At 60.5% G+C, this 13,118-nt stretch carries 13 protein-coding genes; 9 read left to right on the forward strand and 4 right to left on the reverse strand.

The genetic code is table 11. The annotated features are described in order from the left end of the window. From A37A_RS16095 to A37A_RS0105995, 3 genes are all read right to left on the reverse strand, one after another. On the reverse strand, nucleotides 1-257 hold a 257-nt coding region (locus A37A_RS16095), incomplete at its 3' end, for a transposase (protein WP_020494082.1). A 320-nt stretch (nucleotides 258-577) separates the two neighbouring features. Further along, the gene (locus tag A37A_RS0105990) at nucleotides 578-1,636 is read right to left on the reverse strand and encodes an ATPase, T2SS/T4P/T4SS family (protein ID WP_018290613.1); all 1,059 of its coding nucleotides are present in this window, start codon (nucleotides 1,634-1,636) and stop codon (nucleotides 578-580) included. Then, entirely contained in the window at nucleotides 1,633-2,916 is a 1,284-nt protein-coding gene (locus A37A_RS0105995; RefSeq protein WP_018290614.1) for an ATPase, T2SS/T4P/T4SS family, read from the reverse strand. Before A37A_RS0105995 ends, A37A_RS0105990 begins: the two co-directional genes overlap by 4 nt. Nucleotides 2,917-3,087: 171 nt before the next feature. On the opposite strand from A37A_RS0105995, the gene hisB reads away from it, so the two are divergent. Beyond that, nucleotides 3,088-3,693 (forward strand): imidazoleglycerol-phosphate dehydratase HisB, encoded by a 606-nt coding sequence (gene hisB, locus A37A_RS0106000; protein WP_018290615.1) that lies wholly within the window; start codon nucleotides 3,088-3,090, stop codon nucleotides 3,691-3,693. A gap of 22 nt (nucleotides 3,694-3,715) precedes the next feature. Further along, nucleotides 3,716-4,660 carry a dihydropteroate synthase gene (locus tag A37A_RS0106005; protein ID WP_018290616.1) on the forward strand — a complete coding sequence of 315 codons (945 nt, stop codon included), beginning with the start codon at nucleotides 3,716-3,718 and terminating at the stop codon, nucleotides 4,658-4,660. Here the strand turns inward: A37A_RS0106005 and ilvB are convergent. After that, a complete protein-coding gene (ilvB, locus tag A37A_RS0106010) occupies nucleotides 4,569-6,413 on the reverse strand; it encodes a biosynthetic-type acetolactate synthase large subunit (RefSeq protein WP_018290617.1) in 1,845 nt (614 codons plus the stop codon). The genes A37A_RS0106005 and ilvB overlap by 92 nt on opposite strands. Nucleotides 6,414-6,716: 303 nt before the next feature. On the opposite strand from ilvB, the gene A37A_RS0106015 reads away from it, so the two are divergent. From A37A_RS0106015 to A37A_RS16100, 7 genes are all read left to right on the forward strand, one after another. After that, the gene (locus A37A_RS0106015) at nucleotides 6,717-7,124 is read left to right on the forward strand and encodes a bacteriohemerythrin (RefSeq protein WP_018290618.1); all 408 of its coding nucleotides are present in this window, start codon (nucleotides 6,717-6,719) and stop codon (nucleotides 7,122-7,124) included. Between the two features lie 441 nt (nucleotides 7,125-7,565). Further along, nucleotides 7,566-8,036 (forward strand): 50S ribosomal protein L13, encoded by a 471-nt coding sequence (rplM, locus tag A37A_RS0106020; protein ID WP_020494083.1) that lies wholly within the window; start codon nucleotides 7,566-7,568, stop codon nucleotides 8,034-8,036. Nucleotides 8,037-8,043: 7 nt separating this feature from the next. Further along, nucleotides 8,044-8,439 carry a 30S ribosomal protein S9 gene (gene rpsI / locus A37A_RS0106025; protein WP_018290620.1) on the forward strand — a complete coding sequence of 132 codons (396 nt, stop codon included), beginning with the start codon at nucleotides 8,044-8,046 and terminating at the stop codon, nucleotides 8,437-8,439. Nucleotides 8,440-8,509: 70 nt separating this feature from the next. Then, nucleotides 8,510-9,541, forward strand: a complete 1,032-nt coding sequence (gene argC / locus A37A_RS0106030) for an N-acetyl-gamma-glutamyl-phosphate reductase (protein ID WP_018290621.1) — start codon at nucleotides 8,510-8,512, stop codon at nucleotides 9,539-9,541. Further along, nucleotides 9,538-10,752 carry a bifunctional glutamate N-acetyltransferase/amino-acid acetyltransferase ArgJ gene (gene argJ, locus A37A_RS0106035; protein ID WP_018290622.1) on the forward strand — a complete coding sequence of 405 codons (1,215 nt, stop codon included), beginning with the start codon at nucleotides 9,538-9,540 and terminating at the stop codon, nucleotides 10,750-10,752. Before argC ends, argJ begins: the two co-directional genes overlap by 4 nt. A 71-nt stretch (nucleotides 10,753-10,823) precedes the next feature. Beyond that, on the forward strand, nucleotides 10,824-11,690 hold the full coding sequence (gene argB / locus A37A_RS0106040; protein WP_018290623.1) for an acetylglutamate kinase: 867 nt from the start codon (nucleotides 10,824-10,826) through the stop codon (nucleotides 11,688-11,690). Nucleotides 11,691-11,736: 46 nt separating this feature from the next. Next, nucleotides 11,737-12,978 carry an acetylornithine transaminase gene (locus A37A_RS16100; RefSeq protein WP_155996493.1) on the forward strand — a complete coding sequence of 414 codons (1,242 nt, stop codon included), beginning with the start codon at nucleotides 11,737-11,739 and terminating at the stop codon, nucleotides 12,976-12,978. The last annotated feature ends 140 nt before the right edge of the window (nucleotides 12,979-13,118 follow it).

Raw genomic sequence — 13,118 nt, forward strand, 5'->3', positions numbered from 1 at the left:
TTGAGGTCTTCGTAACCCAGCGTAATCCCGAAGACGCGCTGGGCGAGCATCTCCCGTACCCGATGCACAATGCGTTTCGGATGGCGCCGATCCCGGAAGCAGCCCTCCAGCCGTTTTAACAAGCCGATCTTCCGATCAGCTTCCCGCAACAGGATTGCGCCCCCATCGCTTGAGATCCGACCCGCGGTAAATCCCGCTTCCACTCGTCGCGAAAAATGATCTGTAAACGCAAAAGTCTCTTGGATACACTCTGTCATCGAAGGCCGTTTCTTTTTTCTAGTTGTAGTAACGTCTTGTTAACGCACTTATACCAGGGAAAGACGGCCTTTCCTATGCCCTTTTGCCGGATTTTTTGCCTCCCCCTATGCTCGTACTGGTGAGATATGCAGGCTAAGGCCTGCATATCTCACAAAGTTCGTATTCGAGGCGAGGGCCGATGGCCCTGGATGCAAGGCGGGGCCCAGGTTTTTCCCCACAGCTGTATGATGAGATACTGCGACGAGCGAAAACGAAGAGCTCAACGAAGCAGCCGGGTTTATTTCGCAAGCCGCAGGAGAACGCTTGTGAGATATGCAGGCTAAACCCCCTCGAGGTGAATGAGTAGGCGCTCTTTCTCCCTGGCATGGCGAACCGCCTCTTCGGCGCTGACGACTCCAGCTTTACAGAGTTCCAGGATGGCTTCGTCGAGACGCTTCCCTCCCTGTGGGCCGACTTGGACGAACTCTCCCAAAGAAGCGGACGCTCCGGCGCGAATCGCTGCCGCCACCGCGGGATGACCGGGAAGGATCTCGTGGAGGGCCACGACTCCTTGCCCGTCCCGACGCGCCAAGAGCGTTAGGGAAACGGCGACGCGCAGCGTTGCGGCCAGCCGTTCGGCTTCCGATCCCTTGCCGTTTTGGTCGAGCGTTCGCATCAAGTTTGTGATCGCGGCGGGGGCTCCACCCTCGGCCTCATGAGCGGCGAGCACGAGCTTGCCGGATTCTGCTAGATCTAGAGCGGCCTCGATGGCCGCTGCCTCGTAGAGGGGATCGATGGCCACCATTTCTGCATCCAGAGCAAGAGTCGAGGCCAGTGCGCTGGCCATATCCGGAAAATGGCAAGGAATCTCCCACTGGCTGATCCAGCTTCGTTCCGGGCGATAGGAGAAGCGAGTGGGTGACTCTTCGAGCGTGACAATACGCCAGGACTGCGTGCGGCTCAGCCACGCGACCAGGCTGCCGAGGAGGGTTGTCTTGCCCGTGGCAATCCCGCCCGAGAGAACGACGAGTCCACGAAGGTCGGCTAAATGACGAAGGGCCAAAGGGAGGGTCTGTTCCTCGATCGGTGGTGGGGGAAGGATGGGGAGAAGGACGATGCCAAGACGCTGCTCTCCCGCAAGGAATCGACCACGAAAGAGAACGCCATTGGGACCGGTAAAAAGAATGCGACCAGTCCCTACTCGCTCCGCTTCGCTCCAGCCATCCGGGCCGACCAGCCCTTGTAGCCAAAGAATCGCCTGCTGGCGCGAGACCGGAGCGAACGGCAACGGGTGGAGCTTTCCGTTCACCCGCGCGGATGGTGCTTCCCCTTCGAAGAGATGGATGGCCGCAACTCGCCTTTGAAGGGCCGATCCCAGGATGTCGTCAAGATCGTTCATGAGGTGCTGGAAGCATTGGGCGCGTGCAGTCTCTCCACCCAGCGCGACCGGTATCGACAGCGGCGATAAGCGGCTTCCATCGTGATGAGACCTCGTTGAAATAGCCGCCAAAGAGAGTCGTCGATCGGCTGAAAATGAGATCCGCCCCCTGCGGCGAAAACGCTCTCCATCTGACCCGGTTCGGCCTTCATCAAGCCGACTCCCGCCGCCGGAACATTCCGAAAGATCTCGCAGGCGGCTACGCGCCCTTTGCCGGTTGCGCGCGGCACCAGCGCCAGCGCGAGGACGGTCCGCAGGGTTCGGACGAGCAAGGAGCGGTTCGCCCCTTTGGGCAGTTCCGCACAAAGGTCCCGCAGGGCCTCCGCTACGCTTCGACGACCGAGCGTCGCCATCACGAGCGCGCCGGTCCGGGCGGTTTCCTCGACCAACAGGCGAAGAGCGCTCCGTCCGACGGAGGCATCGAGGAGGAGGACATCGGGGTCGAGAGCGAAAGCCGCGCGAAGAACCTCATCGCGGTCTGCCCGAAGGCCGGAAAAGGCGATGCGGACGATCGCGCGGCCATCTTCCTTCCAGGTGTGTTCCGGAAGCTCCTCCAAGAGAACGAGCCTTCCGGGGCGCTCGCGGTGGATGCGTCGGGCAAGGGCCGCGAAAAGAGTCGATTTCCCCTGGCCGGCGCCGCCTGCGACGACCACCAGCCCCGATGGGATCGCGGCCAGTTCCGCTGCCTCTTCCATTCCGATCTCAGGAAGTTCGATCGGCTCGGGAGATGGCAAGCGAAAGCTCAGAAAATAGCTTTTGCCCTCTCGGCCGATGATCAGTCGGGTCACCGGCCGCCCTCGACCGTAGGGGAGGGAGACCCATCCGCGACGTTCGAGTTCGTGGCGATCGCGGGACGGAAGAATCCGCTCGACCATCTCCTCTACTTGTCGCGGGGAGAGGGTCTCCCAGCTCGTTCCCAGACTTCGCAGCAACTCCTGGGAACGACAGAGAGGAGAATGAAACGGGACCAAGTGCAGATCGGATGCCCCCTGCTCGGCGGCTTCGGTCAGACACCGATCGACGTATGGCTCCTGGTGCACTTCTTCTCGGAGCTCGGTCTCTTGTCGCCCCAGTGCAATCCTCTGGTCAGAGTCGATGATCCCCTGTTCACACAGAAGATCCGCGGCGTTCGCCCCGGGCAGGGCTGCCAAGGCGGCACGAATCGCGGGTAGTCGTGGTTCCTCCAGCCAATGGCGGGCGACGGCAGCCGCGAGAATGCGTTCGTTCTGCAGAAGATCCACGGAGAGGGTCCTACCAGCGCCATCTTCTATAGGGCAGCGGGCCGCCGATTCCAAGTCCAGGCGATCGCGTTTGCGAGGGTCGTGGGGATGCGGAGAGGCTGCGGGCTCTTAGCAGCGCTCCGGCCACCATTGCTCTTTGCGAAGGAAGGCGGTTTCTGCTAGGGAAATTCAATGATGCCTCCACGAACGGCGACGGTCGAGCGATCGACGAAAGAGACCGAGATCTCCCTTTCCCTCCAGTTGGACGGCTCCGGAAGGGCGGAGAGCGCGACCGGGATTCCATTCTTCGATCACATGCTCTCCCTCTTTGCTCGACATGGACTCTTTGACCTTCAGGTTCGTGCGCGCGGCGATCGGGAGGTAGACTTCCACCACACCGTCGAGGACGTCGGCATCTGCCTTGGGCAAGCCGTGGGCAGGGCGCTCGGCCAGAGGGAAGGCATTCGCCGCTACGGATACGCGTTGATTCCGATGGACGAGGCCTTGGCTCAGGTGGCGATTGACCTGAGCGGCAGGCCGTTTTTCGCCTTGGGTACCGCCAATCTTCCCCCCCTCTCCCTCCTTTACGCGGGTTCCTTTTCCGCGCAGCTCCTCGAGGAGTTTCTGCGAGCGCTGACGGTCCACGGGATGTTGACGCTCCACCTCGAGATTCGCTCCGGGAGGGACCCGCATCATCTGCTCGAGGCGTCGTTCAAGGGGGTGGCGCGCGCCCTGGCGATGAGCGTGGAGAAAGACGAGCGGGTCGTCGATATCCCCAGTACGAAGGGGGTCTTGTGACGCACACCGGGAAAGATGGGATATGCTTTCGCTGCTCGATCTGATCCGCCTGGCCGAGCAATACGCTCCGCTCTTGGATCGACCGACCAACGCGTTCGATCTCCGGCGCCGGACCTTTGGTGGCCGACCGGCTGCCTCCTCTCCCCACCTCATGGGAGTGATCAACCTCTCTCCTGACTCCTGGTATCGAGAGAGTGTTGCCCTTACGCCGGAAGCCGCGATCCGCCGTGGGCGGCTTCTGGTCGACGCGGGGGCGTCCCTCGTCGACGTGGGGACGGAGTCCTCGCTGGATTACGCGGTTCGCGTCGAACCCGAAGTCCAGATTCGCAAGCTAATGCCCGTCGTCGAAGGCTTGACTGCTCATCAGATCCTTGTTTCCGTTGAAACCTATTATCCTCAGGTGGGAGAGGCCGCCCTCCGCGCAGGGGCTGCGGTCATCAACTTCACCGGAAGAGAGGGGCTGGAAGAGATTCTTCCGCACATTGCGAAGGTGGATGCGGGGTTGATCCTGAACTTCGTGGAAGGCACGCACGTGCGCGATCCACGCCCGGTCCGCCTCTCTTCCGATGCGGTGGGCGCCCTGTTGCCGTATTTTGAAACGCGTTGCCGCTTGGTCGAAAAGGCCGGTGTCCGCAGGCTCTGGATTGATCCGGGCCTAGGCTTCTATTATCCGAACCTCCAGGACGGAGTTCTGCGGATCGAGCGGCAAATGGAAATATTCTTGGGAACCTTTCGCCTCCATGAGCTGGGCTGGCCGGTCTGCCACGCGCTGCCCCACGCCTTCGAATGCTTCGAGGAGGAAGTGCGCTGTGCGGAACCGTTTTTCGCGGTCCTCGCCATTCTTGGCCAGACGGACCTGCTGCGCACTCACGAAGTCAGCCGAGTCCTGGGCGTTGTCCGGGCGATGAGGCTCTTTGGCGCTCGGCAGACGTCGAATCCGCTTCGTCGGGGAGGGGACCCAGGATAACGTCCCGCACGGTCATGCCAGCCGGGATCATAGGCAGAACATGTTCGGTATAGGGAACATGGACGTCGACGACATAGGGAGTTTCGGCCGAAAGGAGGCGCTCGAGCGCGGGACGCAGGTCTTCGGGGTGGTGAACTTCTTCCGCAGGAACGTCGAAGCCCTCGCAGATCTTTTTGAAGCTAGGATAGTAACGCTCCGTGTTCCGAGGGTCCCCCAGAAAGGTGTGGGCGCGGTTCCCAGCGAAGAAACGATCCTCCCATTGCATAACCATTCCGAGGTGCTGGTTGTTGAGGATGATCGCCTTCGCGGGAATTCCCTCGGTAATGGCGGTGGCAAGCTCTTGGATATTCATCAGGAAGCTTCCATCGCCGTCGATATCGATCACTTGTCGATCCGGGAAAGCTACTTTCGCCCCTAATGCGGCCGGGTAGCCGAAGCCCATCGTGCCCAAGCCAGAAGAAGAGAGAAAACTACGCGGCCGGGTGAATTGGTAAAACTGGGCGGCCCACATCTGGTGCTGTCCCACGCCGGTAGTGATGATCGCCTCGCCCTTTGTCAAGCGGAAGGTTTCTTCGACGACCTGCTGTGGCAGGATCGCTCCGGGGACGCGGCAGTAGGAGTAAGGGTAGCGTGACTTCCACTGGGCGATTTGCGCATGCCAAGCTAGATGATCCTTCCTTGGGCGTCCCTCGGTTTCGAGCATCTCGTTCAGCCGGTCCAGGGCGTCCCGGATGTCGCCGAGAATCGGTAGGTCCGCTCTCTTGTTCTTATTGAGCTCGGAACTGTCGACGTCCACGTGGATGATCTTAGCGTGCTTGGCAAATTCCTCGACGTTTCCGGTGACGCGGTCATCGAAGCGGACCCCCATCGCCAAGAGAAGATCGCAGGCGTCGGTGGCATAGTTGGCATAGACTGTTCCGTGCATTCCCAACCATCGGAGGGACAGGTCGTGCGTTTCGGGAAAGCAGCCGATTCCCATGAGCGTCGTCGCCACCGGCACGCGGGTCTTTTCCGCAAAGCGCCTCAGCGCTTGGCAAGCTTCGCCGGAGAGAATGCCTCCGCCGACGTAGAGCAATGGGCGCTCTGCGCTTTCCAGCGCCACCAACAGCGATTCCAATTCCTCGTCGGAGGCTCGGGGTACCGGTTTGCATCCTCCGAACGATCGGTCGGAGTGCTGCGGATGGACAGAGGATTGCTGGACATCCTTCGGGATGTCCAGCAGCACGGGGCCCGGCCGCCCAGTTTGCGCGAGCAGAACCGCCTCCTGGATGATCGAAGGAATGTCGTCCGCCGAGATGACCAAGTAGCTGTGCTTGACGATCGGAAGTGTTAACCCAAAGACGTCGGTCTCTTGAAAGGCCCCCCGGCCGATCATCTCTCGTTTCACCTGGCCCGTAATGGCGACGAGCGGCACGGAATCCATGTAAGCATCGGCGATTCCGGTGACGAGGTTCGTCGCACCCGGGCCGCTCGTTGCCATGCAGACTCCCACTCTCCCGCTGGCCCGGGCGTATCCCTCGGCCATAAAGGCGCCACCTTGCTCGTGACGAGGCAGAACCGTGCGAATCTTTCGGGAACGGGTCAGCGATTGATGGAGAACCATGCTGGCCCCGCCGGGGTAGGCAAAAACGGTGTCGACTCCTGCCTTTTCCAACGCGGCCACGACGGCGTCGGCGCCGTTCTTGTAGCCCTGCCCGGAGGGCTCGGCCGGTCGGGCAGTCTTCTGGAGGTCCTTGCGGCTCACGTTTCGCATATAGCCCGGAGGATGTCCTATTGCTCAGCTTTTTCTTCTGCAGGGAGAGAAAATTAGAATCTAGATCCAACGCCGATTCTCGTCCAGGCGGACTTTGGAAAATCTTGGCCCCGGGACCTACTCATGAATCTGGATCCGGAGAAGGGGTTGGCCGAAGCGCTGGATCGAGAACTGAGGGAAAGCCCGCGCGCCTGCTGAGGAAAAAATCGGATACCACCCGGTTATGTATGGCAAATACGTCTGGGGTGATGACCGATCAAGGGAAGCTTGATCGAAAAATCAGGTGGAGAGAAAACTGCCGCTATGGCACTCATTACTTGGACACGAGAACAGTTCGGCACGAATGTTTCCGTTCACGATCAAGAACATCAGTCCCTCTTCGAGAGGCTGAACAACCTGGACTCGACGCTTGCCTCGGGAGACCGAGGGGCAATCGGAGCAGCCTTGGACTCGTTAATCGATGTGGTCGGGAAGCACTTTGCATCGGAAGAAGCGAACATGGTGAAGAGCGGCTATCCCGGTCTTGCGGCCCACAAAGCGGCGCATGACAAGCTAGTCGACACCTGTGTGGATCTGCAAAAGAAGTTCCATGCCGGTGCAGCGGAGGTGACTCCGGAGACAACCGCCTTCGTAAGGGATTGGCTCTACAACCATATCCCAAATATCGACAAGGCTTATGGCCCTCACATGAACGGCAAGGGGATCGTCTAGCCGGAGGAGCCTTTCTCCGGATGTGTGGGGTCGGGCGGGCTTTGCCTGCCTGGCCCTGTCTTGTTTTCTGGATGAATCGGGCTGGGGTCGATGCGTTAATTCCCATGGCGCACGCTTTCCTTTTCCGCCGGAAACGACTAGACAGCGGCGTAGAGCCGATTGCCGCTGATTCTCTGCACCCCCCCGAACCTCACATTCCGGTTCGAACCTTAGTCTGCCTGTCTCACAAGCGTTCTCCTGCGGCTTGTGAAACGGACCTGTATGCTTCGTTGCGGACTTGGTTTTCCCTCCTTGCAGGATGTGTCGTCATACAGCTCCGGAGGAAAACCTGCGCCCCGCCTTTTGCATCCAAGCCCATTCGCCGCGCCTCGGGCACGAACTTTGTGAGACAGGCAGGTAAAGAAAGGAACGCGAGAAACAAGAAGAGTTGATGCGGCGGGCTTGACAGTCGTTTCGCGCTTCCTTATTATCTTCCTTCCCGTGAAAACTTTTAGCGCGAAACCCGCCGAGGTTCGTCGTTCTTGGTACATCATTGATGCGGCAAGCCAGCCGGTAGGCCGGGTCGCGGAGCGCGCGGCAGTTTTGCTTCGCGGCAAGCACAAGCCGGATTATACGCCACACGTCGACACCGGTGATCATGTCGTCGTGATCAACGCCGGGCAGGCCATTTTTAGCGGGAAAAAAGAAGGGACCAAGACTTACATGCGGTATTCGGGCTTCATCGGCGGTCACCATTCCGATACGGTGCGGGACGTTCGGGGAAAGAAGCCGGCATTCTTGATCGAACATGCCGTCAAAGGGATGATCGCTCACAATCGATTGGGGCGAAGAGTTTTCCGAAAGCTTCATGTTTATGCAGGCGCGGATCATCCGCATAGCGCTCAGCAGCCTGTAGCCGCACCGACGCTCTGACAAGGTTATGACGACGCAAAGTGAATGGAAGGCAACGGGCCGGCGCAAGACGGCGGTTGCCTCGGTTAGGCTCCTTTCCGGAACAGGGACGTTTCACGTCAATCGCCGAACGCTCGAGGAGTATTTTCCGGAGGCCACCCAACGTCTGGCTGTCTATAGGCCGTTGGAACTCAGCGAAACGCTGAAGAAATTCGATTTCGAAGCCCACGTAAGAGGTGGCGGCTTGAGCGGACAGGCGCAAGCGTTGTCCCTAGCGTTGAGCCGGGCCTTGGTATGTTGGCAACCGGAAACCCGGCCGAAACTTAAGGAGGCTTCCCTCCTTACCCGAGATCCTCGCATGAAGGAGAGGAAAAAATCCGGTCAGCCCGGCGCGCGGAAACGGTTTCAATTTTCGAAACGGTAGCGCTTCTTGGTTTACCCAGAAGCGTTTTGGGCAGACCGAGTGATGCCTTTTCTCCGAAACGGAGACCAACATGGGGTTGTACCGAGTCGCGGTGGTCGGCGCGGCGGGCTACGCGGGGGAAGAACTTGTTCGGCTTCTTTCTCGTCATCCCAGCGTTGTTCTCTCGCTCTTGACCTCCCGTATGCACCGGGGAGAGCGAGCGGACGAGGTGATCTCGGGACTACCGGATGCGACCGGAGAACTTGTGTTCGAAGAGCCGGAGATCGCGCGCCTCTGCGAGGCCGATCTGATTTTTTTGGCTCTGCCTCATGGGGCCGCTGCAGAATATGCGATTTCTCTGCGAGAAGCGGGCAAGATCGTTGTCGATTTGAGCGCGGATTTTCGTTTGAGGAATCCACAGCGTTACGAGGTCGATTACGGCTGGTATCACCCTGCTCCGATCCTCCTTTCGAAGGCAATCTACGCTCTTCCGGAGCTGCACCGGCAAGGGATTCGTCAGGCGGATCTGCTTGCGGTGCCGGGATGCTACCCGACAAGCATTCTCCTGGCTCTCTATCCTGCTCTTGCCGCCGATTGGGTCGGTGAGGCAGGCATCGTTGCCAGCTCGCTCAGTGGAACCTCCGGGGCAGGGAAAAGACCGGAAGTGCCTCTTCTCTTTAGCGAGATGAGCGAGAATGCGCGTCCCTACGGGGTACCCCGGCATCGTCATATGGCCGAAATGGAGCAGGAGATCGACAGGATGGCGGGCCGCAAGGTGGACCTCTCCTTTGTTCCCCACCTGATTCCGGTTGCTCGGGGCATTCTTTCGACGATCGTTTGCCCCCTCCGGGTTGCCGTGGGGCCGGATGAGGCCCGTGCGCGCTACCTCTCTTCCTATCAGGGCGATGTTTTCGTTCGCGTGCTGCCGCCTGGGGATCTTCCCGCCCTCCGCCGCGTCGTGGGGACGAACCGGGCGGAGATTGCGCTGGAATGTGACGTCGCGCGCCGTCGTCTCCTGCTCTTTTGCGCGATCGACAATCTGGGAAAAGGAGCGGCCGGTCAAGCGGTGCAAGCGATGAATGTCCGCCTCGCGCTTCCGGAAGAGGAAGGGCTCTTGCGGTGACCGAAGATATTACCCCGGTCGACGAAGGGAGCGTAACGACCCCGCGTGGCTTTCGAGCCGCCGGGGTCGCTTGCGGGATCAAGACCGGCGGCGAGAAGGACCTTGCGCTGATCTGTTCCGAGCGGGCCGGGCGCGTCGTGGGGCTCTTTACCGAGAACCGGCTGCCCGCCGCGCCGGTGGTGCTTTCGCGAGGGCATGCCGCGCAGGGTGTAGGACGCGCCGTTGTCATCAACTCCGGCAACGCAAATGCCTGCACAGGCCCGAGCGGGATGGCTGATGCCACCGAGATGGTGCAGAGGGTAGCCTCTGGAATTGGTTGTGCGCCAGAGGAGGTGTTCGTCTGCTCGACCGGCAGGATCGGCATTCCGTTGCCGATGGAAAAGGTCCGCAGGGGGATCGATCAGGCGCTTGAGCGGCTCAGTCCCCAGGGCGGGGATGATGCGGCAGTGGGAATTCTGACGACGGATACCTATCCCAAAAAGGCGGGGCTCAGGGTCAGCTTGGGGGAGCAGGAGTTGTTGCTGGGCGGCATCGCCAAGGGTGCGGGCATGATCGATCCTCATCTCGCGACGATGCTCTGCGTGATCACTACCGACGGGGACGTTTCGCAAGAAGCGCTTGCTGCCGCCGCACAGCGATCCGTGGCCGACAGCTTCAATCGCATCAGCATCGACGGAGACTGTTCGACCAACGACACCGTCTTGGTGTTCGCCAATGGCTTGGCACGCAACCGCCCGATCACTCGAGAGGGCGGAGATTTTCGTCTCTTCCAGTCGGCGCTTTCGCTCCTCATGGTCCGATTGGCTCGGATGATCGTGGAGGATGGTGAGGGAGTTGCCAAAGTGATCGAGCTTCTGGTTCAGGGGGCTTCCGATGATCGGGAAGCGGAACGCGTGGCTCGAGCCGTGGCTCATTCGCTTCTTGTCAAGTGCTCCTGGCATGGGGAGGATCCCAATTGGGGGCGAATCTTGGCCGCAATCGGCTATTCGGGGGCCGCAGTGAACGGAGAGCGCGTGGATATTTTTTATAACGGGGTGCAGGCGGTTGCAGGCGGGGCGCGGCGTTCCCGTTCCTCTGCCCGGCTTCTGCGAGAGGTCGCCCGCCTGCCGCAATTTACGATCCTCATCGACTTGGGAATCGGGTCCGGTCATTTCCGGCTTCTCACCACCGATCTGAGCGAACGCTATGTTCGGATCAACAAGGGGGAATAGCCATTGCTTTTTCTTGTGAGGCGCGAGATCCCTAACTACCGTAAGTCTGCGCCGCTCTTCGGGGACATCCTATGACACCTGCCGATAAGGCTAAGATTTTTCTCGAGGCGCTACCCTATGTGCAGCGCTTTCGGAACGCGCGCTTCGTGGTGAAGTACGGCGGTGCAGCCATGGACGATCCGGAGCTGGTGCGCCACACTCTTCGAGATGTGGTGCTGCTCGAGGCGGTCGGAATTCAAGTGGTGCTGATCCATGGAGGCGGACCCGCGATCGGCCGCGCGTTGAAAGAGGCGGGGATCTCTTCTTCTTTCGTGGACGGCTTGCGGGTCACCGATGCCGCCACCATGCAGGTGATCGAGCGCGTGCTCTGCCGTGAGCTCGGCCCTGCCCTCGTGGAGATGATCGAGAGTCTGGGCGGGAAGGCGCGGCAAGTTCTCGGCCAAGGGGTCTTTTCCGTGAAGCCATTTGGGAGGACGGAACCTCACGGAGGGAAGGGCGCCCTGGGATTTGTCGGAGAGCCGGACTCCGTCAACGGGAAATTGACGGAATCGCTGTTGGCTGAGAGCGTCATTCCCGTCGTTTCTCCGCTCGGACACGGAGAGGATGGCGACTTGTACAACATCAACGCCGATACCGCTGCCGGCTGCTTGGCCGGCGCACTGCGAGCGGAAAAGCTGGTCTACTTGACGGACGTCAATGGCGTCCTTCGGGATCCGCAGGATCCAAAATCGACGATCTCGGTCCTGACTCCCAAGGATGTTGCCGTGCTCCAGGAGCGGGGCGTGCTGCGGGGAGGTATGTTACCCAAGGTGCAGTCGGCTTTGGCGGCTCTCCGGGCCGGGGTCGGGAAGGTTCACCTTTTGGATGGGCGAATTCCCCACGCGCTTCTCCTGGAAGTATTCACCGATTCTGGGGTCGGCACGGAACTTATCTTGTGAACCGAGATTCCGACACTCCCTGTTCCCCTCGGCCCGATCTCCTCTGATGACCAATCGTATGGCTGACCCTGGGACTGCGGAAATCTTGGAGGGCTACGGTCGATTTGTCGTCCCCTCCTACGCCCGCTTTCCCGTGGCCTTCGTGCGAGGGAAGGGCTCTTACCTTTGGGATGCCGAGGATCGTCGTTACCTCGACTTTTGCGGCGGGATCGCCGTGAACGTCCTGGGGCATGCGAGCTCGGTCGTCGCAAAGGCGCTGGCAGAGGAGGCTGGTCGGTTGCTTCACTGCTCCAATCTCTATTATCATCCGATGGGGGCGAAGCTGGCGGAGACCCTCGTGCGTTGGATCGGCGCTGGGAAAGTATTTTTCTCGAACAGCGGAGCGGAAGCCAATGAATGCCTTTTCAAGCTCGCGCGGCGCTTTGGAGAGCCACGCGGCGCATTTGAAATTTTGACCGCGCAGGGCTCCTTCCACGGGCGGACATTGGCCGCGATGGCGGCCACTGGTCAGGACAAAGTGAGGCAGGGATTCGGTCCGCCGGTGCCCGGGTTTCGTCACGTCCCCTTCCTGGAGCTGGCAGAGATGGAACGAGCGGTCGGGCCAGCGACGGCTGCGATTCTCGTCGAGCCGATCCAGGGCGAGGGCGGGATCCGTCCGGCTACCCGATCGTATCTGGAAGGGTTGCGCGAGATCTGTGACCGCTATGGGTTGCTCTTGCTTTTTGACGAGGTGCAAACTGGCGCTTTCCGTACGGGGCGGTTTCTAGCCTTTCAACGACTCATGGAAGGCTCTGGAAAGGAGGCTGGCTTCCTGCCGGATGGGATTGCGATGGCAAAGGGACTGGCAGGCGGCTATCCCATTGGAGCAACATGGATTCGGGAGCCGTATGCCGATCTGCTCGGCCCCGGTTCCCATGCATCGACCTTCGGCGGCGCGCCCCTGGCCTGCGCGGTTGCACTTGCCGTACTCGAGCATATCGAGGAACGTGGGATCGACAGGCAGATCCAGGAGAAGGGGGAATGGTTGCGCAGCGAACTGCAGGCGCTTGCTTCTCCGGATCGGGGATTGGTCCGATTTGTTTCCGGAGTGGGAGGGCTTTTGGGGGTGCATGTGCGACGGGATGCCCGAACGGTGGCTCAGGAGCTGTTGGATCGAGGACTGCTCGTCGCGCCAGCTGCGGGAAATGTCGTCCGCCTTCTTCCCCCGCTCAACGTATCCACGGAAGAAATGTCGGAGGCGATTGCGATCCTCGGTGCAGCCAGCCGGGCGGAGGAGGCAACCTGTTGACGCGCGTCTTCGGAAGAGGCCGAACTCTTGGCGGCTCGCCAGCTTTTGCCCCATGGGAAGGAGAAGAGAAAGGCCGTAGAGACAGTAGGCCGCCGATCGATGGCGTCCGAGAGTAGCAATTAACCCTATATCGTGTGACC

Origin of the sequence: Verrucomicrobium sp. 3C (genome assembly GCF_000379365.1) — a bacterium.
GTDB lineage: Bacteria > Verrucomicrobiota > Verrucomicrobiia > Methylacidiphilales > Methylacidiphilaceae > Methylacidimicrobium.